Here is a 23732-nt window from a genome sequence, read left to right as displayed (position 1 = left end):
CAGCCCGTCCACGCGCACGGTGTGGCGCGGATCGATGGCGGTGCTCGCACTCGGGGTGTTGCGCCTGCCGCTCATGGCTGCTGCTCCAGCGCGACATGGGTGCGCGTCTCGCCGCGGCGCGGCCAGAACCACAGCGTCATTGCCACGGCCACCGGCACCGCGCCCCACACCACCGCCCACGGCGTGAAGATCGAGCCCACGAAAAGCACCGTGGTCGCCACGGCCGAGACGAAGGGCCAGACCGAGGGCTGCGGGAACTGCGAACGGTGGTCCGGCTGCGCGTCGAGCACGCTGGTGACGAGCTGCTCGCGCGCATCGACGGCCAGCCCGCCCACCGCGGTCGGGGCGCCCACAGGCCGCAGGCCCGCCTCCCACACCGGATTGCAGCCGTACACGACCGGAATGGCCTCGAAGTTCGCGGCCGAAGGCGGCGATGCGGTGGCCCATTCGAGCGTGCCGCCGCCCCATGGGTCGGCACCGGCCGGCTCGCCGTGGCGGCGGCTGCGCCACAGGTTCACGATGAAGACCAGCACGCTCGCCGCGATCATCAGGGCACCCAGCGTGGCGATGAAATTCATCGCGCCCCAGCCCATTTCCGCGGGGTAGCTGTACACGCGGCGCGGCATGCCTTGCAGCCCCAGCAGATGCATCGGAAAAAAGGCCACGTTGAAGCCGATGAAGAAGAGCCAGAAGTTCCAGCGTCCCAGCCGCTCGCTCATGAGCCGCCCGGTGAACTTGGGATACCAGTAGTAGATGGCGCCCACCAGCGGAAACACCGCGCCGCCGAGCAGCACGTAGTGCAGGTGCGCCACCACGAAGTAGGTGTCGTGCACCTGCAGGTCGAGCGGCACCGAAGCCAGCATGACGCCGGTGAGCCCGCCCATCACGAGGATGAAGAAGAAGGCCAGCACGAAGAGCAGCGGCGTCTTCAGGTTCAGCCGGCCGGTCGCGAGCGTGGCGATCCAGCAGAAGATCTGCACCGCCGACGGAATGGCGATCAGCATGCTCACCGCCGTGAAGAAGCTCTTGCCCAGCTCCGGCAGGTTGGTCGCGAACATGTGGTGCACCCAGAGTCCGAAGGCGAGGAATCCGGTGGCGATCAGCGCGAGCACCATCGCCGTGTAGCCGAAGATCGGCCGCCGCGCAAAGGTCGGCACGATCGCCGAGATGAAGCCCAGGCCCGGCAGGAAGATCAGGTAGACCTCCGGATGCCCGAAAAACCAGAACAGATGCTGCCAGAGCAGCACGTCGCCGTTCTGCGCCGGGTTGTAGAAGTGCGTGCCGACGAGCCTGTCCATGATGAGCGCGGTGCTCGCGAGCATGACCGACGGCATCGAGAACAGCACCATGAAGGCGGTCACCAGCATGGCCCACACGAAGAGCGGAATGCGCGCGAGCGTCATGCCGGGGGCGCGCAGCTTGAACACCGTGGTGATGATGATCACCGCCTCCAGCAGCGCGGAGAGTTCGGTGAAGGTGACGAGCTGTGCCCAGAAGTCCACGCGCTTGCCGGGTGAATAGTCGGGGCCCGCCAGCGGCACGTAAGAGAACCAGCCCGCGTCCGGCCCGATGTCCAGCAGGAAGGCGGTGTACAGCATGAGCCCGCCGAACAGGAACACCCAGTACGCATAGGCGTTCATGCGCGGAAAGGCCACGCTGCGCGCGCCGATCATCAGCGGTATCAGATACATCGCCACCGCCTGCATCACCGGCACCGCGAAGAGAAACATCATCGTGGTGCCGTGCATCGAGAACAGCTGGTTGTAGAGGTCGGGCCCGACCAGCCCGTTGCGCGGCACCGCCAGCTGCAGGCGCATGAGCAGCGCGATGAGCCCGCCGGCCAGGAAGAAGCCGAAGGTCGTCAGCACGAAGCGCCTGGCGATGGTCTTGTGGTTGATCGCCGAGAACCAGCCCAGCACGCCCGGCGGGTCGCGCCAGGTGCGCTCCAGCGCCATCGCGTCGGCCGGCGTGGGCGGCACGCTGTTGCCGCGCGGACGCGGGCCGCCGGCGGGCTTCAACTCGTCGAAGGCGGTGCGGCTCATGAAAGGCTCCGCAGGTAGGCGACCAGCGCCTTGAGGTCTTCGTCGGGCAGGTTCGATGCCGGCATGTTCACGCCGGGCTTGAACTGCTGGGGGTTGCGTATCCAGCGCTCCAGGTCCTGCGGCGTGTTGGCCAGGCTGCCGGCGGCGAGCGTCTGGCGCGATGCCAGGTGCGTGAGGTCGGGCCCGCGGTGCGCGCTCGCGGTGGTGCCCAGCACCGTGTGGCACATCACGCAGGTGCCGCCGAGAAAGAGTGCGCGGCCGCGCACGGCCTGCGGATCGTCCGAAGCCACGGCGGTGCGGCGCTGCGCCGCGGCCCAGGCCTCGTATTCGGCCGGCGGATGCGCCACCACCAGGAAGGCCATGAACGCGTGCTGGAAGCCGCAGAACTCCGCGCACTGGCCCCGGTAGACGCCGGGCTTGTCGGCCTGCAATTGCAGGGTCGCGGTGCGGCCGGGAATCAGGTCTTTCTTGCCGTGCAGGTTGGGCACCCAGAGGCTGTGGATCACGTCGTTCGATTTCAGCGTGAAGAGCACCGGCCGCCCTGCGGGAATGTGCAGTTCGTTGGCGGTGGTGAAGGTGCGCGAGGGATCGTCGTCGTCGTAGCGCGCCTCCCACCACCATTGGTTGGCGGTGATCTCGATGCGCACCGCGTCCTTGAGCGACAGCTGCGCGAGCGCGCGGTCGGTGAGCACGCTCGCCACGATCAGGAACAGGAGCAGCAGCACCGAAGCCGCGACGGCCGTGCCCACGCGGCGGCCCGCGCGCCGCTCGCGCGCCGACACGGGATCGAGTTCGGCGGCGCTGGCGCTGTCCGCGCGCGGCGAACGCCACAGCGCGACCAGCACCGCGGCAAGCACGCCCGCGAACACGACGGTGCACACCGCGAGCGTGATGTGCCACAGGTCGCGGATGTGCGCGGCTTGCGGACCGGCCGGCGAGAGCACGTCCTGCGGCGGCGCGGCCTCCGCACCGAGGCCGAGGGCGAGCAGCGCTCCGCAGGCCGCCGCAAGCAGCAGCGACCGGACGCAGCGCGTGCCGCGGGTGAAAAGGGGAGGCGAGCGTCTGCGCATGTCAGCGGGCCGGGTTCTGCGCGCCGTCGCGCGGGAGGTAGGGCTGGGGATGCTCGCGTTCGCGAGAGACCTCGGGCTCGGAGGCCTGCAGCGCATCCGAGCGGCCGGGCGCCACGTCCTTGCGCAGTTGGCCGGAAAGCGAACGCACATAGGCCACGAGCTGCCAGACCTGGTCTTCGGGAATGTGGCCACCGAAGGACGGCATGCCGTTGGGCCGGCCCTGCACGATGCTCAGGAAGATGTTGTTCGGCGCCGAACCATAGATCCACTTGTCGTCCGACAGCGCCGGCCCCCAGTCGCCGCCGCCGCCGGGCGCATGGCAGGCGCTGCAGTTGTACCAGCGGTACAGCCGCTTGCCCTGGGAGACGGCAAAGGCGTTGTCGCCCACGGTGTAGGGCGTGGCCGGCATGTCGGCCGCCTGCGCAGCCGGGGCGGGCGTCGGCTCGCCGGGCTGCTGCGCCGTGTTGCGCGTGCCGGGCGCGATGGCCTGGCCTTGCGGCGGTTCGAAGTCGCGGCGCTCGCGCTCGCAGCCGGTGGCGAGCAGCGCGGCGCACAGAGCGGCACACATTGCGGCGACAGAGTGCAGCGCGGCCTTCATGGCGCCACCTCCGCGCGGTCGGTGCGCGCCACGCGGTAGGCGGCGAGCACGGCATCGATGTCGGCGCGGCGGCGCGCGATGAATTCGTCGAGCGACTGCCGCAGCGCGGTGTCGCCGTGCCGCACGCCCATCGCGATCGAGAACTCGAAGGGCACCGAGGCCATGTCAGGCGGCGCTTCGGCGCGCACCAGGTGCAGCGGCACCTGCGAGCGGCTCGCGAAGTACCCGGCCTGCGGCCCCCAGACGAGCGCGCTGTCGAGCCGCCCCGAGGCCACGTCTTGCACCATGCGCTGCGCGGGCGGCGTCTCGGCGCCCGCCAGCGTGTAGCCGACGACGCGCTCGGTGGCACCGTGCCGCGCGAGTGCGTATCCCACCGGCGAGGTGCCCGGATCGATGCCGATGAGCTGCACGCCGATGCGCCATGACGGCAGCCTTGCATCCGTGAAGCCCGTGGGCCCGGCGGCGCCTTCGCGGTTCACGAAGAAGAAGGCCGAGCGGTAGTAGGGCGCCGTCGTCTGCAACGCCTGGAAGCCCACCGGCACACCGACGACGATGTCGCACAGGTCCGCGCCCACGGTCTTGCGCACGAACCCGCGCCGGTCGCGCAGCCAGGTGTAGTGCAGCGGGCGCTGCAGGTCGTCCGCGAGCAGCCGCGCGATGCGGTTCTCGAAGCCGCCTTCGTCGCGCTGGGAGAAGGGCGGATTGTCGGGGTCCGCGCACACGCGCAATGCAGGCGAGGATTCGCCCGCGCCTGCCGCGAGGCCGGCCGCCAGCAGGCAGGCCAGACCGAGCAGGCGGGCGGGGCGCGCGGCGCGCCGTTCAGGGCAGCGAGAAGACATACAGCGTCCCTCCCTTGCCCGTGTACTGCGGCAGGTCCTTCATGGCACTCGCGAAGCCCTTGGCGGCCGTGCCGTCGCGCACGTCCAGGTCCTTCGACACCACGGCGCCGGCCCAGCCGCCCACGCCCGAGAGCACGGCCACGTACTGCTTGCCGTCGGGGCCGCGATAGCTGATGGGCTGGCCGATGATTCCCGACTCGGTCTTGTACTGCCACAGCAGCTTGCCGCTGCGCGCATCGACGGCCTTGAACCAGCCTTCCATCGTGCCGTAGAACACCACGTCGCCCGCGGTGGCGAGCGCGCCGCTCCAGACCGGAAAGCGCTCGCGGATCGACCAGGCCATGCGCGCCTTCACCGGGTCCCAGGCGCCGAACACGCCGCGGTTGCCGCCCGGGCCCGGGTACATCACCACTTCCGCGCCGAGGTAGGGCGTGCCGGCGATGTAGCTGGCCTGGAAAGTCATCATGTCCTGGCACATGTTCTGGTGCGGCATGTAGAGCAGTTGCGTGCGCGGCGACCAGGCCGAGGGCTGCCAGTCCTTGCCGCCGGGCGAGGCGGGGCACACGTCGCGCACGGTCGTGCCCATGCGGGTTTCGGTCGCGGGGTTCAGCACCGGGCGGCCGCTCTTCAGGTCGATGCCGTTGGAGGTGGTCACCTTCACGAAGGGCGTGGCCTGCAGCACCTCGCCGCTGGCGCGGTCGATCACGTACACGTAGCCGTTGCGGTCGGGATGCACGATCACCTTGCGCCTGGCGCCCTTCACGTCCAGCTCGAGCAGCACGTTCTCGTTGGTGCCGTTGTAGTCGTGCTGGTCGTGCGGCGCGTACTGGTAGAACCACACGGCCTCGCCGGTGTCGGGCTTGCGCGCGAAGATGCCGGCCGTCCACTTGTTGTCGCCGGGGCGCTGCTCGGCATTCCAGGGGCCGGGGTTGGCGGTGCCGTAGTAGATGAGGTCGAGCTCGGGGTCGTACGAGATCCATCCCCAGGCCGCGCCGCCGCCGATCTTCCAGGCTTCCGGCGGCCAGGTCGTCACGCCCAGGTCCTTGCCGCGGTCCTGCGCGTAGAAGGGCTTGAACGCGGGGCCGATCAGCACCTCGGCGTCGGGGCCGGTGCTGTACGCGCGCCATGCGATGCGGCCGGTGCGCGTGTCCAGCGCCGCGAGCCAGCCGCGCACGCCGAGTTCGGAGCCGCTGTTGCCCACCAGCACCTTGTCCTTGACCACGAGCGGCGCCATCGTGATGGTCTCGCCCTTGGTGATGTCGCCCAGCTTCGTGCGCCAGAGTTCGGTGCCCGTGGCTGCATCGACCGCAATCGTCTGCGCGTCGAGCGTGTTCATGAACACGCGCCCGTCCGCATAGGCCGGCCCGCGTGTCACCACGTCGCAGCAGGCCACGCCCTGCGCGCCGGCATCGGGCTTGGGCTCGAACTTCCATTTGACCGGCGCACCCGGCTTGGTGAGGTCGAGCGCGTAGAGGTAGTTGGGGTAGGGCGCGGCCACGTACATGGTGTCGCCCACCACCAGCGGCGCGGCTTCCTGCCCGCGCCGCACGCCGGTGAAGAAGGTGAAGGCCGGCTTGAGCTGCGCGACGTTGTCGGTGCGGATGTCCGTCAGCGGCGAGAAGCGCGTGCTCGCATGGTCGCGCGCGGCCATCGGCCAGTCGCCCTCTTGCGCACGGGCGCCGGCCGCGCAACAGAGCGCGAGCCAGAGCAGGGCGCGGACAAACGAAGTGGCTGTTGTCATTGTTCTTTCGATTCGGGCGGGCTGCGTCCGCCAGCTGTCTGCAGGAGGCGCAATGTGCGCGCACCGGCCGGCCTCATGCGTCGGTGAAATGGCGAGCAGAAGGTCGGTACTTGCCTACATCGCGCGCGCTGCCGGCGCGCCGCGGATCGTTCATGCGAACGACGCGCATCAACCGACCACGCGCGTCGCAGTGCTGTCCAGCTTCGGCGGCGTGGCGAAGGTGTGGAAGGGCGCGGGCGAGGGCACTTCCCACTCCAGGCCTTCCGCGCCTTCCCAGGGCTTCGCGGGTGCCGGTGCGCCGCGCTTGGCCATGGCCGGCAGCACGATGAAGAAGAGGAAATAGGCCTGTGCGAGGCCGAACACCGCGGCGCCGATGCTGGCGACGTGGTTGAAGTCGGAGAACTGCATCGGGTAGTCGGCATAGCGCCTGGGCATGCCCGCGAGCCCGAGGAAATGCAGCGGGAAAAAGCCCACGTTGAAGCTTGCGAGCGACACCCAGAAATGGATCTGCCCGCGCCGCTCGGAATACATCACGCCGGTCCATTTCGGCGACCAGTAGTAATAGCCCGCGAACATCGCGAACAGCGAGCCCGCCACCAGCACGTAGTGGAAGTGCGCCACCACGTAGTGGGTGTCGTGCAGCTGGATGTCGATCGGCGCGATCGACAGGATCACGCCCGAGAGCCCGCCGATGGAGAACACGAAGATGAAGCCCAGCGCGAACAGCATCGGCGTCTCGAAGCTGAGCGATCCCTCCCACATCGTGGCGATCCAGTTGAACACCTTCACCGCCGTCGGTACCGCCACCAGCATGGTCGCGTACATGAAGAACAGCTGGCCGGTCACCGGCATGCCGGTGGTGAACATGTGGTGCGCCCACACGATGAACGAGAGGATCGCGATGGAGGCCGTCGCGTACACCATCGAGGAGTAGCCGAAGAGCCGCTTGCGCGAGAACGCCGGCACCACCTGGCTGATGATCCCGAAAGCCGGCAGGATCATGATGTAGACCTCCGGATGGCCGAAGAACCAGAAGATGTGCTGGAACAGCACCGGGTCGCCGCCGCCCGACGGCTGGAAGAAGCTGGTGCCGAAGTGGCGGTCGGTCAGCAGCATCGTCACCGCGCCCGCGAGCACCGGCATCACCGCGATCAGCAGGTAGGCGGTGATGAGCCAGGTCCAGCAGAACATCGGCATCTTCATGAGCGTCATGCCCGGCGCGCGCATGTTCAGGATGGTGACGATGATGTTGATGGCGCCCATGATCGAGCTCGCGCCCATGATGTGGACCGCGAAGATGCCGAAGTCCATCGCCGGGCCCATCTGCAGGCTGAGCGGCGGGTAGAGCGTCCAGCCCGAGGCGGCCGCGCCGCCGGCGCTGAAGAAGGGCGCGATCAGCATCACCGCCGCGGGCGGCAGCAGCCAGAAGCTGAAGTTGTTCATGCGCGCGAAGGCCATGTCCGAGGCGCCGACCTGCAGGGGCACCATCCAGTTCGCGAAGCCCACGAAGGCCGGCATGATCGCGCCGAACACCATCACCAGGCCGTGGATGGTCACGAACTGGTTGTAGAGCTCGGGATTGAGCAGCTGCAGCCCCGGCTGGAACAGCTCGGCGCGGATGCCCAGCGCGAGCACGCCGCCGACCATCAGCATGGCGAGGCTGAACAGCAGGTAGAGCGTGCCGATGTCCTTGTGGTTGGTGGCGAGCACCCAGCGGCGCCAGCCGAAGGGCATGGCGTGGTGCTCGTCGTGTGCGTCATTTGCGTCGTGTGTGCCATGTGCGTCGTGGACGCCCGGTGCTGCGGGGTGAACCGGATGGGCGGGGCCGGGGAATGTGCTCATGTCGAGGTCTCGTGCGAAGGAAGATGGAATGTGGCCGAGCGCGCGCGGCGCAGGCTGCGGCTGAATTCGGCCGCGAAGCGGTGCCGCTGCGCCTCGGCGGCATAGGTACCGAGCGGCACGCGCAGGCCGCCGCCGCAAAGCACCGGCGGATGCGAGCCGGCCAGATCGTCGCGGGCCGCTTCCAGCCAGGCCCAGCAGGGGTCGAAGCGGAAAGTCTGCGACCGCAGGCCCCGGGTGGCGTGCACTTCGAGCGAGCCCGGCGTGAGCACGATGCGTTCGCCGTCGATCGCGTGCATCGCATGCACCCAGGCCGCGGCGGCCAGCGCCGCCACCTGGAAGGCGCAGAAGCACAGCACCAGCGGATAGCCCGCGGCACAAAAAGCGATGCCCACCATGGCGACGACACCGGCGAGCGCGGCGATGTGCAGCATGAAGCTGCGCGGCGACATGGCGCAGTTGCGCTGCAGGCGCCATTGAACGCAGGCATCGTCGCGGATGTCGCCGTCGGGCATGGGCTTCTTTCTGTGGTCGCTTCGGAGGCGAGGGCGGAATCGATGCAAGCAGGCGGCAATCGGCATGCCCGCGGCAATTCGCACAGGCGGGATGCAGGCGACTGCAGGAGGCACACGGCCCTGCGCGCCTTTGCCGGGGGTGGCATCGCTTCAGTGCGGCAAGGGCCCGCCAGTCCTGCTGCAATTTTTTCCGCGAGACAGCACCTACAGCAGAGGTGTCCGAACGACGACACCGGCGCTGCCTGCGTATGGGACTGTCGCTGGCAGTCGATGGCCCACGTCGACCACCTTCCATGTTTCAACTTCGCGCACGACCTTGGAGATATCGATGAACACCGGCGATCCGGAAGTCAGGCACAGCACCGCGTCGCAAGGGCATCCGAAGCCCGCGCATCCACCGGCAGGCGCGGCGACGCTCTGGCGGGACGCGTTGCGCACCGGCCTTGTGGGGGGCGCCGTCGCGAGCCTGGCCTCGACGCTGGCGCTCGCATGGTGCGGTCGCCGCGAAACCGGCAGCGGCGCAGCGCCGACCAACGCGACCAGCCAATGGCTGTGGGGCCGCAAGGCGCTGGCTGCCCGTCGGCCTTCATGGCGGCACACGGCGCTGGGCTACGCGATTCATCACGGCACCGCGACGTTCTGGGCCGTGCTGCACGCGGGCCTCCATGCCAGGCGCCCGCCCGCGGCCTCGCCCGGCGCAGCGATCGCCCGCGCCGCGGCCACGGCGGCCACGGCCTTCGCGATCGACTACACCATCACGCCCCGGCGGCTCAGGCCGGGCTTCGAGCACCACCTGTCCCCGCGCGCGATGGCGATCGTCTATGCCACCTTCGCCCTCGGGCTGGCGTGCGGATGCGCGGCGGCCGAGCGTGGACGCCGCCGCTGAAGCACCGCGCGCCGCCGCGCCCGGAGGCGCACGCGCCGCGAGGATCGTGATCGTCGGCGCGGCCGGCTTTCTCGGCCATGCGCTGGCGGAGGCATTCGCGCGGCGGGGCGCCCGGCTGGTCTGCACGGCGCGCGATCTCTCCAGCGCCCGGGAGCGCGCCGCCTGGCCGCAGCAACGCACGCGCTGGCTCCGCGCCGATCTCGCAGAGGTGCCGCCGGTGTCGTTCTGGATGCCGCACCTCCTGCCCGGCGACGTGGTGATCAACGCGGCCGGCGTGTTGCGCGAGCACACGCCGGGCGAGTTCGACGCGGTGCATCACCGCGGCCCGGCCATGCTCTTCGAGGCCTGCGAGAAAGCCGGCGCGGCGCTCGTCATCCAGATCTCCGCGCTCGGCGCCCACGCGCAGGCCGCAAGCGAATACCACCGCAGCAAGGCGCGAGCCGACGACCGCCTGCGCCGCTGCCATGTCGCATCGGCCATCGTGCAGCCCTCGCTGGTGTGGCACGAGGATGGCGCGAGCGCGCAGTTCTTCGCCGCGCTGGCGGTGATGCCGCTCCTCGCGCTGCCGGGCGGCGGACGCCAGCCCTTGCAACCCGTGCACCTGGACGACGTGGTGGCCGGCGTGCTGGCGCTGGCCGACGCCCGTCCGCCGGGCAGCCGCACCATCGCCTTCGTGGGCCCGCGCGCGGTGATGCTGCGCACCTACCTGCTGGACCTGCGCCGCCAACTGGGCCACCGGCGGCGGCCGTTGCTGCTGCCGATGCCGGAGGCCGCGTTCCGCCGTGCGGCGAGCATCGCGGGCCGATGGCGCCACAGCTTTCTGGATGCCGACACCGCCGGCATGCTGCTGCAGGGCAACGCCGCGCCGGCGGACGAATTCACCCGCTGGCTCGGCCGTCCGCCGCGCGCGCACGAGCACTTCGTCGATGCGGGCCGCGCCGAGGCGTTGCGCCGGGTGGCATGGCTGTGGTCGCTGCTGCCGGTGCTGCGGGTGGCGGTGGCGCTGGTCTGGATCTGGACCTTCATCGTCTCCATCGGCCTTTATCCACGCGACCAGAGCCTGGCGCTGCTCGCGCGCGTGGGCGCCGGCGGCGCCTGGGCCGAACTGCTGCTCGACGGCGCCGCGCTCTTCGACCTGGCGCTGGGCATCGGAACGCTCGCGCTGCCGGCCCGGTGGCGGGCGCGGCTGCTGTGGCCCCTGCAACTCGCGCTGATCGCCTTCTACACGCTGGCCATCAGCTGGGCGATGCCGGAGTTCTGGCTTCATCCCTTCGGCCCGCTCTCCAAGAACCTGCCGATGTGCGCGGCCATCGCGCTCCTGTGGGCCATGGACGCACCGGGCGTCGGGCGCACGCCGGGCCGCGCGGCGTTGCGGCGTGCGGAAAGGAATCCATGGAATACCTCTTCGTGAAGTACCTGCACGTGGTGTCCTCGACGCTGCTCTTCGGCACCGGCATCGGCTCCGCGTTCTACCTGCTGGCGACCACGCTGTCGCGTGATGTGCGTGCGGTGGCCGTGGTTGCGCGCATGGTGGTGCGGGCCGACTGGCTCTTCACTGCGACCACCGCGGTGCTGCAGCCGCTCACCGGCTTCTGGCTGGTGCACCGGCTGCAGTTGCCGCTGTCCACGCCATGGCTGAAGGCCTCGATCGTCTGCTATGTGCTGGCCATCGCCTGCTGGCTGCCGGTGGTGTGGCTGCAGATGCGCCTGCGCGACCTCGCGGCCGAAGCGGCGCGCGAGGGCACCGCGCTGCCGCCGCGCTACTGGCAGCTTTTTCGTTGGTGGGTGGTGCTCGGCGCGCCGGCGTTCTTTCTTTTTCTGGCGCTCTTCTGGCTCATGATCGCCAAGCCTGCCCTGGGCGCTTGAAGCCCCGTACCGTCCGGGAGGCCTCGGGTGCCGCAGCAGTTTCTTCTCATGTTCGTGGCGATGCCGCTCTGGCTGGCGGCGGGCGCGGCCGACTGGGCCCTGCACCGGCGCGCGCGCATCGAGGCGACCGCCGGCGTGCGCGAATCGGTGCTGCACATGCTCATGTTCGCCGAGATGGGTGTGGCCGTTCTGGCGGTGCTGCTGCTGGAAGTGAATGCCGGCGTGCTGGCACTGTGCATGGCGGCATTCGTGGCGCACGAACTCACGGTGTACGTCGACCTGAGGTGGGCCACGCCGCGCCGCAGCATCTCGCCGCTGGAGCAGATGGTGCACAGCGTGCAGGAAATCCTGCCGCTGGCCGCCATCGCGCTGCTCGCGTCGCTGCACTGGGACCAGGCGCTGTCGCTCGTGGGCCTGGGCCGTGGGTGGGACGCGGCATCGTTCGCGCCGGTGCCGCGGCGCGACATGCTTCCCCCGGCCTACGTGGGGACGGTGATCGCCGGCGGGCTGCTGCTGGCCGGCTGCTATGCGCAGGAGCTGTGGCGCTGCAAGCGTGCTGCGGCGGAACCAAAGGATCGATGACGGCGTAGTCACCGCTGGCATCCCGCTTGCCGGGTGACCGCATCACTCAACACCAGGAAGTGGACATGACGATTTCGCGATCAGCTTCGGGCAGCGCGCCCGCCGCATCGCCTGCCTCGCCGGCCGACCGCACGCCGGCGGCGAGGCAGGTGTATTTCGATGTGCTCTATCGCCGGCGCGATCCCTATGGCACGCGGCGGCGCTGGTACGAGCGGCGCAAGCGCCGCGTGCTGCTGGACGCCTTGCCGCGGGAGCGTTTCGTGCGCGCGTTCGAGCCGGCTTGCGGCAGCGGCGAACTCACGTTCGAACTGGCCGCCCGGTGCGACCAGGTGCTCGCCAGCGATTTCTGCGGCGCGGCGCTGGCCCAGGCCCGGCAGAAGGTTCACGCATTGCACAACGTCGAATTCGCCGGCCATTGCGTTCCCACGCAATGGCCGGCGGCGGCGGGCCGCTTCGATCTCATCGTTGTCAGCGAGCTGTGCTCCTTCCTGGATGCTGCCGAAGTGGCCCATCTCGGGCAGCGATGTGTCGCCTCGCTGGACGCCGACGGCGTGCTCGTCGCCTGCGACTGGCGCCATCCGTTCGATGCGCGCGAACTGGATGCCGAGGCCGCCCATGCGCTCCTGGACACGATCGGGCTGCACCGGCTCGTGCGTCACGAAGAGGAAGATTTCCTGCTTACCGTCTGGAGCCGCGACGGGCGCTCGGTGGCCCGGCAGGAAGGCATCGTCTGAACCCCGCGGGGTGCACGTGCGGCACGCCGTCATTCGTCGTCGAGCACCGTCTCCAGGAAGCGGATCAGCGCCTGCGACGGGTCGCCGCCCAGGTGGACCATCTCGATGCCCCACTGGCCCAGCACCGCCCGCTGCACTTCGTTCGCCGACGGCGAGAACAGGTAGGACACCGGCTGCGCGACGTTCGGCACCGACGACTTCCACAGGCGGGAGAGCTTGTAGAAGAGATACCTGATGTTGACGTCCGCGAGGCTGTAGCCGATGAACATGACGGTGCGTCCCAGCACGTCGGCGCGCAGCTTGATGTCCAGCGGCGATTCGAAATCGAGCCGCCGGAAGTAGCTGCTTTCGTCCAGCACGATGGAGGCGTCGTCCTCCAGATCGCCGTGGAACTTGATGATCTGGGTGGCATCGGGGCGAAGCTTGGCGAGGTCGGCCACGCTCACGATCTTGGTGTAGGCGACCTTGTGGTGCTCGAAGGCGCTTTCCAGCCAGCGGTCGTAGTTGGTCGTGTAGATCAGCGGAAAGCGCCCCTTGGCGATCAGCTCGTGAATGCGCGACTTCCCCAGCTCCACGTCGCGGGGATGCCATTCGCGGTCCATCCAGCTGCGCAGCGGGCCGATGCTGCCGTGCTTGATCCGGAAGTATTCGGCCAGCGTGAGATAGCTGCCCTTGTCCGCGAAGGCGGTGGCTTCCACGTCCAGTTCCCTGGCCATGTGCTCGATCAAGGTTTGCCACGGCGGCAGGCCCAGTCCCATGGACACGCCCGCGCCCACGAACAGCAGCAGCTTGCCGCGTCGGTGGATGTCCCGGAGTTGCCGCATGGTCTCGTCGGCGCCCGTGCCGGTGCCGATGGGTTCGGTCGGCCGTCGTTCGGTGCGCGGGCGGGTGCGTGTTCGCGTGGATGGCATGTCTGCAAGCTCAGCAGGTGTACGGCGGACGCCGGGCCGTTCGCACGGCGCGTCTTCAGGTGCCTGGGCGGGTGGCGATGCGCGCGGCGATCTCCTCGTTCCTCAGGTGAACCAGGTCCTTGTCCAGGGTCTGCGTCACGCAGCCCGCCACATCGTCGGCAAGGGCCTTTCGCAACAGCCCCAGGAAACGCGGTGCCGCGACGATCGCGAGCTCATCGAAGCGCCGCTGCTGCCGGGCGCCCGACAGATGCGTGGCGACGCGCCGGGCGAAGTCCGCGGCTTCCAGGTGGCGTTCGCTCTCCCCGGCGGACGCCGTGGCGTTGGCGGAACTGCGGATGCGATGCGGGGTGTTGGGCCGGGCGCTGTGGGTCGCGCTGCCGGCCCGCCGGCCGGCCGCATCGCGCACCAGGTCCGATTCCTTCGCATGTGCCGCGGGATCGGTCAGTTCTTCGACGCTGTCGAGCGCGCTTGCACCCCGCGTCAGCACCAGGATCCGCGCGATCGCCTCGTCCGCCACCAGCACCCATTTCGTAGTCATTCGATCTCCTTTGCCGGGTCGTCAATTGCCCTGTGCAATGCGCGGGCAAGCGAGATGCCCGGCGGCGGCGCGCGCCGCGGCCTGCGCGCTCAGGGCGGCGGCTCGTCGTCCACGTGCCGGTAGAAGGCAAGGAGGCATGCGTACACGGTGCGTTCCTGCGCGGACATCGAGTGCTCGATCTCCCGCAGTTCCCCTTGCTCCAGCCGATGCGCGACCGTCTCGTAAAGCTGCGAGCGCGACATGCCGGCGGCGCTTCGGCCCTGCGCCTTCCATGCGGCGAGCCGCGCGGGGGCGCTCGACAGCAGCATCCGCAGGTAGAGCGCACGGCAGAGCCTGAACTCGTGCAAGCCGCTCGACCATGCAAAGCTGTCCATGAAGTCGGCCACGTCGGCTTCGCATGCGGCCACCTTTCCTTCGGCCACTTCCACGGCGCACGGTGTGCGCACGACGACCGCATGGCCGGCCTGCAGGCGCAGGACCTCGAGCCCGATCCTTGCGCAGCACAGTTTCTGGGCCATCCGCAGGCCCTTTCGGACGTGCTCCCGCATCACCTGAACGACGCGCCATGGTCGGCGGCCTCGAGACGTGCTTCCTGCGCAAAGCGGGAGCGTGCCCACCGGCAGGCGCGCAGCTTGAGATGCGTGGTCAGCTGCTGCCGGGTCTTGAAGACTCCGCTGGACGCGAGGGTCCCCTGGGTCGCGTCGGACCGCTGGATCTCGACGGCGCCCGAGATGTTCCCTTCGCCCGACACGCGGACGACGAACAGCACGAACTCCCAGGAATCCTGGCGGAAGCGTCCGATGTACAGGTGCTCGTTGTTCATGTGACTTGTCGTCCTTGCGGTTCCTGCCCGAGCGGCCTGGAACGGGCCGGCAAGCGGCATGCCCGTCGTGTGGCAGAGGTCCTAGTGCAGCTTGATTGCCGGCTCGTACGAGCGGCTGAGCCGCTCGGCCAGCCACCGGGCCATCGCCCTCGGCCATCCGTGCACTTCGAATTCGTGCCGCCGGTACAGCGCCGCATAGACGAGCTGCGCGCTCATGCCCTGGATGAACCTGTCGCGGCTGCGCCTGCCGAAGCGGGTGGTGAGATTGCCCGCCGCACCCGGCTCGCCGAGCGAGACGATGGCCCCCGCGGTCTTGAAGCGGAAGGGCGGCGGCTCGTAGCCGGCCATGCGCAAGGCGAACGCACGCGCGAGATAGCGCGCCTGGGCCGATGCGATCTGGGCGGTGTAGGGCGCGGGTCTTTGCGAGGCGGGGTCGATCCATTCGGCGCAATCGCCGATGGCATGGACGCGCGGCACGCCTTCGCATTGGAGCCTTTCGTCGACCCGCACCCGGCCGGACGCCGAGCGCGGCAGCGCGGGCGAATCTTCCAGCACGCGCGGGCCCCGGATGCCGGCGGTCCAGATCTTCAGCTCGGCATCGACGCGCCTGCCGCTCGCGAGGGCCAGGCCGTTCGCATCGACCGCCACCACGCGTTCGGCGAGCGCCATTGCGACGCCGCGCCGGGACAAGGACGCCTGGGCGTACTCGGAAACCTCCGGCGGGTTCGCCGCGAGCAGGCGGTCCGCGCCCTCGATCACGGTGAGCCGCACGCGGTCGCGCTCCAGGCCGGGCTCGTGCTGCCAGAGCGCGTCCATGGCATCGCGGATTTCCGCGGCCAGCTCCACGCCGGTTGCGCCGCCGCCCACGATGGCGATCGACAGCGCCTCCTGCTGCCCGCGCGCGAGCCTGAAGGCACGCGCAAGGAGCGCCTCGCGAATCTGCATCGCCTGCGCCGGCGTGTTCAGGAACAGGCAGTGCTCGCGTGCGCCGGGCGTGCCGAAATCGTTCTCTTCGCTGCCAAGCGCGAGCACCAGTTGCCCGTAACCGATCGTGCGTGGCGGCAGCAGCTCGCGTCCGTCGGGCCCTGTCAGGGCGTCCAGATGCACCTCGTGAGCCGACGGATCGATCGACCGCAGCGCGCCGATCTCGAAGCGGTAGCCATGTGCGTTCGCATGCGCGAGGAACGAACTCTCGGCCGCGCTCTGGTTCTGCATCGCGGTCGCGATCTCGTGAAGCCGCGGCTTCCAGACATGCGCGAGCGCCCGGTCGACGAGCACGAGCCCTTGCCGTCCTCGCCCGTGCGGCCGCTGCCGCGCAAGCCTGGTCAGGAACTCGAGGCCTGCGGCGCCGCCGCCGATCACCACCGTCTGCGCCGCCGTCGGCGCGGCGCCCGCGCCCGGTTGCGGGGCCGACATCAACGCGTCCGTCCTCATCACTTGCCTGGAACGGCCGCCGGCCCGGGCACGGCGGTGCGGGCCGTGCTCGCCCGGTAGTCGTCATGGAAATAGAGCAGGGCGCCGATCACTGCAATGACGGCGGCCAGCAAGATCCACGCGGGCGCGCCTCGCCGGCGTTGCGGCGGGGCGCTGCGCTCCGTTCGTTCATTCATGCGCGTTCTCCAAGACTCGAAGGAATGCGTTTGTGGCAGACGGCCGGCGATGCGGCGTCGGACAAATTCCCGTCGAGCCACCAGCGCCGGGCTTCCGCGATCTCGCGCGCTGCGATCGCTGCGATTGCAGTGATTGCAGTGATTGCAGTGATTGCAGTGAGCTTTTCTTCAGTCGGATCGGATCGTTCGCAGTGCATGCCGCGATTGAAAAGCGCACCGATGTCTGGATTCGGCCGACGGGGCAAGGAGCCGGTAAAGCCGCGTGACTTCTTTCATCGTGCAGCGCGATGGCTACGGCCGCGAGTGGGCGGCCCGCGGCTCGGCGAAATCGTTCGCATGCATTTGCGGCGAAGTCCGACTTGCTCGAGGTTTCACCGGCGGAGGATGGTTGCGCATGAAAGGCGCGACCGCCCGCGAACGGTCCGAGCTCCGCTCGGATCTACGGCCGCGCTGCGCCTGCCCAGTGTGTTCGCAACCCCCGTGAAGAATCAACCAGACGTCCTGAGGAGAACCGAACATGGCGACGAAGACGCAAGGTGATCTGCGACAGATCTCCGTACACATCGAAGAGCCCAACGCCGGTGCATTCGAATGGGTGCTCAGCGAGGCAGACGCCGAGGAGGCCGGCAACTGGAAACCCTTCCAGCGCTCCCGCAGGGCCGCGAGCACCTACAAGGCGGCGATGGCCGACGGTCTGGTCGCGCTCGAATCCCTGATCGACAACCTCGACAAAGGTCCCCGATCGAGCACGGCCCGTGACCACGAGCCCGCGCCTGAGACCGCGCCGGAAAGGGAGCGCGCCGGCAAGCGTGCTGCCCGCGCGGCGCCGAGGCAGGACCCGCCCGAGAAGCCGGTCGGACGCACCCGCACTGCATTCGGGTTCGGCGTGATGCCATAGCGCCTCGCCGGCCGCCAGTCGCCAGCCCCATGTGGGGCCTGTCCGCCGGGGAGCGCCGGTCGCGTCCCACATCGCTGTGGGCCGGCCAGCGCAATGCTGCCGGACATCTTCTTTCTCGTACCCTCCGGGTACTCCCCCAAGGAAAGTCCATGGCCATTGGCAGCTGCATTGAGTCGCGCCACTGTGTATCGAAGAATTGCCGAAGGCAAGTTCCCGCCACCTGTACATCTGGGAGTGCGCGCCTGCCGGCACCGACGGGAGGCCTCCGAACGCTCAGGCCACCATCCGCCCGAAGCGCCCGCTGTTGAAATCAGCCACGGCCTGGCGGATTTCCGCCTCGCTGTTCATCACGAACGGGCCGTAGCCCACCACCGGCTCGTCGATCGGCTCGCCCGACAACCACAGCACGGTCGCGTCGCTGTTGGTCTCGATCTCCACGCCGCTGCCGGAGCGGTCCAGATGCACCAGTTGCCCTTCGCGCGCAACGGTCGCGCCGTTGACCAGCACCGTGCCGTGCAGAACCACCAGCGCCAGCGTATGGCCGTCCTTCGCCTCGAACCGTCCGATGCCGCCCTGGCCGATGCGCAGGTCCCACACGTCCATCGGCGTGAAGGTCCGCGCCGGGCCGCAATGCCCGTCGAATTCTCCAGCGATCACGCGCACCCGGCCCGCGCCTTCGGGCAGGTCGACCGACGGGATCTGCGCATCCAGCAGGGTCTGGTAGCCCGGGTCGGCCATCTTGTCCTTCGCGGGCAGGTTGACCCAGAGCTGCACCATCTCGATGGTGCCGCCACGTTCGGTGAAGCCCCGCGAGTGGAACTCCTCGTGCAGGATGCCGCCGCCGGCGGTCATCCACTGCACGTCGCCGGGGCCGATCAGCCCGCCCGCACCGGTGGAATCCTTATGTTCCAGCTCGCCCTGGTAGACGATGGTCACGGTCTCGAAACCGCGGTGCGGATGCTGGCCGACGCCGCGCGGGCGCACCGTCGGCTCGAAGGGCGTCGGTGCCGCGTGGTCCAGCAGCAGGAACGGGCTCAGGTGCTTGCCAAGGCCGTCGTAGCCGAACAGCGAGCGCACCGGAAAACCGTCGCCCACCCAGTGCGGACGGGGGGCGCTGTAGACACCGAGGACTTTCTTCATGTTCATCTCCTTTGCGTCGCCAAGAGGAAGCTCCTGGCCGATGGATAGAGAATATGGGTTGAACGATGGAGGCGGTAGCGGGCGTTATTTGCCATCAGAGTTCTATTCAAGGAACGATGAGGGCGGTTTGCCATGAAAGACCTGAACGACCTCTACTACTTCGTGCAAGTGGTGGATCACCGCGGCTTCGCACCGGCCGGGCGTGCGCTGGGCATGCCCAAATCCAAGCTCAGCCGGCGCATCGCGCTGCTGGAAGAGCGCCTGGGCACGCGCCTGATCCAGCGCTCCACGCGGCGCTTTGCCGTCACCGAGACCGGCCAGACCTACTACGGCCACTGCAAGGCGATGCTGGTGGAGGCCGATGCCGCCGACGAAGCCATCGCGCTGACCCACGCCGAGCCCTGCGGCATCGTGCGCATGACCTGCCCGGTGGCGCTGCTCGATGCGCGCATCGCCGACATGCTCGCGGCGTTCATGGTCGCGAATCCCCGCGTGGAGATCCACCTGGAAGAAACCAATCGCCGCGTCGACGTGGTGGGCGAGGGCATCGACGTGGCCATCCGCGTGCCCCCGCCGCCGATCGAAGATAGCGACCTCGTAATGCGCGTGCTCGCCGAGCGCGGGCAGTGCTTGGTCGCCAGCCCGCGCCTGCTGGCGAGCGGCGTCCCTCAGGTGCCCGCCGACCTGGCGGACCTGCCGAGCATGGACCTGGGCCTGCCAGCGCACGAGCACGTGTGGAACCTGATCGGCCCGGACGGCACGCAGGCGGCCATCCGCCACCAGCCGCGCCTCATCACGCGCGGCATGCTGGCCCTGCGCGCGGCCGCCGTTGCTGGCGTGGGCGTGGCGCAGTTGCCCTCGATGATGGTGCGCGAGCAGATCGAGCGCGGCGAACTGGTCCGCGTGATTCCGGGCTGGGCGCCGCAGCGCGAAATCATCCACGTGGTGTTTGCCTCGCGCCGCGGGCTGCTGCCGGCGGTGCGGGCGCTGGTGGACTTTCTGGCGGAGCGGTTCCAGGCACTGGACGAAGACTGATCGATCTCGACAATAAGCCGTTCGTTGGCCTTCGCCGTTGCCGGAGGCCTCGTGAAGAGCGCAGCCCGTGCGCGATGATCGACGCATGTCAGAACAGCTTCTTCTTCCCGGAATCGATCCCCCGCCGCGGCCCCTGCCGCGACCCCGAACCAAGGCACGCCGCAAGGAGCCGCTGCCGCACACGCTTTTTCTTGCGATCTTTCCGAGCGCCGAAGACGCCGCATCCATCGCCGCGCTCGGTGCGCAACTTAACGACCGGCATTCGCTGAAAGGAACACTGAGCGAGCCGCATCGCCTGCATGTCACGCTGCATGATCTCGGCGGCTACGAGACGGTGCCGCGCAAGAAGGTGCAGGCGGCACTCGAAGCGGCCGCTGCCGTCGCGCCGCCTTCGTTCGGCGTCGTCTTCGACCACGCCATGACCTATGCGAACAGCAAGGCCTTCGTGCTGTGCGGCGAAGAGGGCACCGCGGCGCTCGCGGCCTTCAGGCAGCGCCTGGGCGAAGCCCTGGCGGATGCGGGGCTCAAGCCCGATCGCAGCTTCACGCCGCACATGACCGTCGCGTACACGCGGCGCAAGGTCGAGAACCACGCCATCGAGCCGGTGCGCTGGACCGCCAACTCCTTCGCGCTCATCGACAGCCATGTCGGCGAAGGCATCCACGAGGTGCTGGGGCGCTGGTCCGCATGAGCGAGCTGGTGGTCGTCTGCCTCGGCATCGGCCAGCCAGCCAGCCAGCCAGGAGATTTCCTTCGCGCTGACGACTTTTTCATTCATGCGTGATCGCATGAACGCCAGCGTTTCCAGGTTCCCCGAACAGTTGTCAAGCTGACGACATATTTGGCGTCGAAGCTCCCGAGGACGGCATTTTTTCAAGAGCCGACAGGAGGGAGAGTCAGCGTGAACCACATCGTGGCGAGATCGTTCCTGCACGGGTGCATCCGATGAGCGGCCCGTCGGGCCGTCATCTCGCGGAGCTTGTCGCCGACCGGCAGCACGACCGGCTGCTGCGGCTGTCGTTCCCCCAGGGCGGGGAGCCGTCGGGGGCCGACCTCGTGGTCAACACGCTGCATGCGTCCGAAGGCCTCTCGCGCGATTTCGAATTCACGGTCGGGCTGCTCAGCAGCAATGCAACGCTGGCCCTGAAGGACCTGCAGGGCAAGATGCTCTCGGTCGAGCTCGTGCGGCCCGACGGCATGCTGCGCCATTTCACCGGCATCGTCTTCGGGTTCCGCCTCGTGCGCACCGACGGCAACCTGGCCTTCTACGAAGCCCGCCTCGGCCCGTGGCTCCAGTACCTGCGGCTGCGCGCGAACAACCGGCTCTTTCATCGGCAGACGCTGCGCGCGCAGACCGAGGCCATCTTCAACGACTACGGCGTGCTGCCCAAGTGGGAGTGGTTCGTGCGCGGCGAAGACGCGCCCCACACGATGGCCGTGCAGGGCGGCGGCGCCGGCGGCGAGAGCGACCACAACTACCTGCACCGGCGCTGGGAGGCCGCGGGCTACAGCTACTGGTACGAACACACGGCCGAGGGCCACACGCTGCATGTGTGCGACGACAGCACGCTGGCCAAGGCCGTGGACGGTTCGTCCTCCGGCATCCGATTCCAGGACGAAGGCGGCGCCGAGGAAGAAGACGCCATCGGCCAGTGGAGCGCGGTGCGCGAACTGGTCTCGGCGCAAACCGCCGTGAGCGCCTTCGACTTCAAGAGCCCGCGCCCGCAGCACGCCGAGATGCCCAGCAACAACCAGCAGGGCGACGTGCCCCAACTGGAGGCGCACGAGTACGGCGGCGCGCGCCACTTCAAGACCTCGCTCGAAGGCGAGGGCGTGGCGCGGCGGCGCATCGGCGAGATCGAGGCGAAGGCCAAGCGCTTCGAGGCCGAGGGCAACAACCGCTTCGTGCTGCCGGGCCGCTGGTTCCGGCTGATCGACCACTTCGGGCGCACGCAGGGCGACGGCTCCGAAAGCGAATTCCTCATCCTCTCGGTGGAGCACCGCGCGACCAACAACTACCTGCAGGACCCCGGCGCCGCGGCGCAAGACAGGCCCCAGGGTTCGCGGGCCGAGTACAGAAACAGCTTCATCTGCAGCCGCCGCTTCGTCGCATGGATGCCGGGCCGGGGCTTTCACAGCGTCGAGCAGCGCGTGCTCGCGCCGCAGACCGCCACCGTGGTCGGACCGGCCAGCGAGGGCAGCATCCACACCGACGAGTTCGGGCGCATCCGCATCCAGTTCCATTGGGACCGCGAAGGCCGGAACGACGAAAAGAGTTCGGCCTGGGTGCGCGTGCTGAGCAATTGGGCGGGCGGCGAGACGGGCATGGTGTCGTTCCCCCGCGTGGGCTCCGAGGTGGTGGTGCAGTGCCTCGACGGCAACCCCGACCACCCGGTGGTGATGGGCGTGGTCTACAACGCACAGCGCATGCCGCCGTGGGCGTTGCCGGGGCAGAAGGCGCTCATGGGCCTGCGCAGCCGCGAGCTCGCCGAGGGCTCGGGCAACGAGCCCGGCGGCAAGAGCAATCACCTGCTCCTGGACGACACGCCGGGAAAGATCCAGGCGCAGTTGCGCAGCGACCACGACGCGAGCCAGCTGAGCCTCGGCCACATCGCGCGCATCGAGGACAACGCGGGCCGCAAGGACGAGCGCGGCCAGGGCTTCGAGTTGCGCACCGACGGCCACGGCGCGATCCGCGCGATGGCGGGCCTCCTCATCAGCACCGAGCCGCGCCCCCATGCGCAGGCGCACATCACCGACATGGGCGAGACCGTGGCGCGGCTTGCGAACGCAGGCGACCAGCAGGAGAGCCTGGCCGACCTCGCGCAGCAGCACCAGGCGCAGGACAAGGGCGGCGACCAGGACGAAGTCGGCAAGGCCCTGAAGGCGCAGAGCGAGGCGGTCAAGGGCTCGGGAGGCAACCCGCAGCAGGGCGAGTTTCCGGAGCTGACGGAGCCGCACATGGTCCTGGCCAGCCCGGCCGGCATTGCCGCAACCTCGGTCAAGTCGACGCACCTGCACAGCGAGGAACACGTGGCGCTGACCAGTGCGCAGCACATGAGTTTTTCGGTGGGAAAGCGGCTGCTCGCGAGCGCCATCGAGTCGGTGCGCGTGTTCGCCTACAAGCTGGGCATGAAGCTGGTCGCGGCCAACGGCGACATCGACATCCAGGCGCTCAAGGACAACATCAACCTGCTCGCCAAGCTCAAGATCACGCAGACCGCCGACGAGATCGTGATCACCGCCAAGCAGAAGGTCACCATCGTCGGCGCGGGCAGCTACACGCACTGGAGCGCCGAAGGCATCCGCAGCGGCACCAGCGGCGCGTGGGTGGCGCACGCGGCATCGCATTCGCTCATCGGCCCCGACGCGCAGCCCGCCTCGTTCCCCGCGCCGCCCGCGCCGGGCAACGGCACGCTCGAACTCTTCAACAAGTACGTGGCCGACCAGCGCGGCGTGAAGGGCGGCGACTACGAAGTCGTCGATGCGCTGGGCACCGTCAAGACCGGCAAGCTCGATGCGAACGGCTTCGCCAGCGTCGCGGGGCTCTTTCCAGGGCCGGCGAGCGTCACCTTCGGCGATGACCCGAGCCGGACGTGGGAGGAGAGCAGCTACTTCGGCAAGCCGAGGAACGATGCGGCCGGTGGTGCCGGTGCAGGTGCGGATGCGGCAGGCGCCGCAGGCCTGCGCGGCGCAGCGCAGGCTGCGATGGGGCAGGTCGCCGGCGTGCTCGGAAAGAGCGGCATCGCGGCCGATGCGGGCGGCCTCGCCAGCCTCGCGCAGACCGTGCAATCGGGTCTCCAGGCCGCGCGCACCTTGCAGGCGGTGGGCGGGGGCGATCTGGCGGGCATCGCGGGCGGAGCCGCGAGCTTGCTGGGCAACCCGGCGGGCTCGCTTGCGGGCGCGGCCGCGCAGGCTGCGGGTTCCGTGGGCCATCTGATGCCTCCCAAGCTGGCCGATGCCGCGGCCAACCTGCTGCCGCGGGCGACGACCGCAACCGCGGCACTGCCCGAGATCGCGGGTCTGAAGATCCCCGGCTTCGTGGGCTGAGCGGGTCGCGGGCAAG

Annotated in this window: 23 protein-coding genes and 1 pseudogene; 10 read left to right on the top strand and 14 right to left on the bottom strand. The window is 69.2% G+C overall.

Features of this window, described 5'->3' with window-relative positions:
* Positions 1-71: 71 nt before the first annotated feature.
* The 7 genes from ctaD (QF040_RS07025) to QF040_RS06995 form a co-directional block, all read right to left on the bottom strand.
* Positions 72-1955 (bottom strand): cytochrome c oxidase subunit I, encoded by a 1884-nt coding sequence (ctaD, locus tag QF040_RS07025; protein ID WP_429614624.1) that lies wholly within the window; start codon positions 1953-1955, stop codon positions 72-74.
* 83 nt (positions 1956-2038) lie between these two features.
* Positions 2039-3112: a cytochrome c oxidase subunit II gene (gene coxB / locus QF040_RS07020; RefSeq protein ID WP_429610425.1), complete on the bottom strand. Its 1074-nt coding sequence runs from the start codon at positions 3110-3112 to the stop codon at positions 2039-2041.
* A gap of 1 nt (position 3113) precedes the next feature.
* Positions 3114-3680: a c-type cytochrome gene (locus QF040_RS07015; protein ID WP_429610424.1), complete on the bottom strand. Its 567-nt coding sequence runs from the start codon at positions 3678-3680 to the stop codon at positions 3114-3116.
* Between the two features lie 26 nt (positions 3681-3706).
* Positions 3707-4549 carry a quinoprotein dehydrogenase-associated putative ABC transporter substrate-binding protein gene (locus QF040_RS07010; RefSeq protein WP_429610423.1) on the bottom strand — a complete coding sequence of 281 codons (843 nt, stop codon included), beginning with the start codon at positions 4547-4549 and terminating at the stop codon, positions 3707-3709.
* Positions 4530-6290, bottom strand: a complete 1761-nt coding sequence (locus QF040_RS07005; RefSeq protein ID WP_429610422.1) for a methanol/ethanol family PQQ-dependent dehydrogenase — start codon at positions 6288-6290, stop codon at positions 4530-4532. The genes QF040_RS07010 and QF040_RS07005 overlap by 20 nt, the downstream gene beginning before the upstream one ends.
* A 168-nt stretch (positions 6291-6458) precedes the next feature.
* Positions 6459-8132, bottom strand: coding sequence for a cytochrome c oxidase subunit I (gene ctaD, locus QF040_RS07000; protein WP_429610421.1), 1674 nt, complete (start codon positions 8130-8132; stop codon positions 6459-6461).
* The gene (locus QF040_RS06995; RefSeq protein WP_429610420.1) at positions 8129-8644 is read right to left on the bottom strand and encodes a DUF2244 domain-containing protein; all 516 of its coding nucleotides are present in this window, start codon (positions 8642-8644) and stop codon (positions 8129-8131) included. The genes ctaD (QF040_RS07000) and QF040_RS06995 overlap by 4 nt, the downstream gene beginning before the upstream one ends.
* Positions 8645-8960: 316 nt before the next feature.
* On the opposite strand from QF040_RS06995, the gene QF040_RS06990 reads away from it, so the two are divergent.
* From QF040_RS06990 to QF040_RS06970, 5 genes are all read left to right on the top strand, one after another.
* Entirely contained in the window at positions 8961-9530 is a 570-nt protein-coding gene (locus QF040_RS06990) for a hypothetical protein (RefSeq protein WP_429610419.1), read from the top strand.
* Positions 9466-10941 (top strand): SDR family oxidoreductase, encoded by a 1476-nt coding sequence (locus QF040_RS06985; RefSeq protein ID WP_429610418.1) that lies wholly within the window; start codon positions 9466-9468, stop codon positions 10939-10941. The genes QF040_RS06990 and QF040_RS06985 overlap by 65 nt, the downstream gene beginning before the upstream one ends.
* Entirely contained in the window at positions 10923-11396 is a 474-nt protein-coding gene (locus QF040_RS06980) for a DUF2269 family protein (protein WP_429610417.1), read from the top strand. The genes QF040_RS06985 and QF040_RS06980 overlap by 19 nt, the downstream gene beginning before the upstream one ends.
* Before the next feature lie 48 nt (positions 11397-11444).
* Entirely contained in the window at positions 11445-11978 is a 534-nt protein-coding gene (locus QF040_RS06975; RefSeq protein ID WP_429610416.1) for a diguanylate cyclase, read from the top strand.
* Between the two features lie 65 nt (positions 11979-12043).
* Positions 12044-12712: a methyltransferase domain-containing protein gene (locus QF040_RS06970; protein WP_429614623.1), complete on the top strand. Its 669-nt coding sequence runs from the start codon at positions 12044-12046 to the stop codon at positions 12710-12712.
* A gap of 29 nt (positions 12713-12741) precedes the next feature.
* Here QF040_RS06970 and QF040_RS06965 read toward each other — a convergent pair whose 3' ends face one another.
* The 6 genes from QF040_RS06965 to QF040_RS06940 form a co-directional block, all read right to left on the bottom strand.
* Complete coding sequence (locus tag QF040_RS06965; protein WP_429610415.1) at positions 12742-13623, bottom strand: SIR2 family NAD-dependent protein deacylase; 882 nt, start codon at positions 13621-13623, stop codon at positions 12742-12744.
* Positions 13624-13678: 55 nt separating this feature from the next.
* The gene (locus QF040_RS06960) at positions 13679-14161 is read right to left on the bottom strand and encodes a host attachment protein (protein WP_429610414.1); all 483 of its coding nucleotides are present in this window, start codon (positions 14159-14161) and stop codon (positions 13679-13681) included.
* An 89-nt stretch (positions 14162-14250) separates the two neighbouring features.
* The gene (locus QF040_RS06955) at positions 14251-14679 is read right to left on the bottom strand and encodes a hypothetical protein (RefSeq protein ID WP_429610413.1); all 429 of its coding nucleotides are present in this window, start codon (positions 14677-14679) and stop codon (positions 14251-14253) included.
* A gap of 29 nt (positions 14680-14708) precedes the next feature.
* Positions 14709-14984: a hypothetical protein gene (locus tag QF040_RS06950; protein WP_429610412.1), complete on the bottom strand. Its 276-nt coding sequence runs from the start codon at positions 14982-14984 to the stop codon at positions 14709-14711.
* A gap of 81 nt (positions 14985-15065) precedes the next feature.
* A complete protein-coding gene (locus tag QF040_RS06945) occupies positions 15066-16400 on the bottom strand; it encodes an NAD(P)/FAD-dependent oxidoreductase (protein WP_429610411.1) in 1335 nt (444 codons plus the stop codon).
* Positions 16401-16417: 17 nt separating this feature from the next.
* Positions 16418-16594 (bottom strand): hypothetical protein, encoded by a 177-nt coding sequence (locus QF040_RS06940; RefSeq protein ID WP_429610410.1) that lies wholly within the window; start codon positions 16592-16594, stop codon positions 16418-16420.
* A 517-nt stretch (positions 16595-17111) separates the two neighbouring features.
* Here QF040_RS06940 and QF040_RS06935 point away from each other — a divergent pair.
* Positions 17112-17492 (top strand): hypothetical protein, encoded by a 381-nt coding sequence (locus QF040_RS06935; RefSeq protein ID WP_429610409.1) that lies wholly within the window; start codon positions 17112-17114, stop codon positions 17490-17492.
* 93 nt (positions 17493-17585) lie between these two features.
* Positions 17586-17723, top strand: a pseudogene (locus QF040_RS06930) (helix-turn-helix transcriptional regulator); the annotation flags it as partial.
* Positions 17724-17765: 42 nt separating this feature from the next.
* Here the strand turns inward: QF040_RS06930 and QF040_RS06925 are convergent.
* Positions 17766-18632 carry a pirin family protein gene (locus QF040_RS06925; RefSeq protein WP_429610408.1) on the bottom strand — a complete coding sequence of 289 codons (867 nt, stop codon included), beginning with the start codon at positions 18630-18632 and terminating at the stop codon, positions 17766-17768.
* A 132-nt stretch (positions 18633-18764) separates the two neighbouring features.
* On the opposite strand from QF040_RS06925, the gene QF040_RS06920 reads away from it, so the two are divergent.
* The 3 genes from QF040_RS06920 (at position 18765) to QF040_RS06910 (ending at position 23716) form a co-directional block, all read left to right on the top strand.
* Positions 18765-19667, top strand: a complete 903-nt coding sequence (locus QF040_RS06920) for a LysR family transcriptional regulator (protein WP_429610407.1) — start codon at positions 18765-18767, stop codon at positions 19665-19667.
* Positions 19668-19752: 85 nt separating this feature from the next.
* Positions 19753-20358, top strand: coding sequence for a 2'-5' RNA ligase family protein (locus QF040_RS06915; RefSeq protein WP_429610406.1), 606 nt, complete (start codon positions 19753-19755; stop codon positions 20356-20358).
* 253 nt (positions 20359-20611) lie between these two features.
* Entirely contained in the window at positions 20612-23716 is a 3105-nt protein-coding gene (locus tag QF040_RS06910) for a type VI secretion system Vgr family protein (RefSeq protein WP_429610405.1), read from the top strand.
* The last annotated feature ends 16 nt before the right edge of the window (positions 23717-23732 follow it).

Origin of the sequence: Variovorax sp. W2I14 (assembly GCF_050435205.1) — a bacterium.
Lineage (GTDB): Bacteria > Pseudomonadota > Gammaproteobacteria > Burkholderiales > Burkholderiaceae_C > Variovorax > Variovorax paradoxus_C.
The sequence above is the reverse complement of the archived record's forward strand: the minus strand, read 5'-3'. Positions and strand labels throughout refer to the sequence as shown.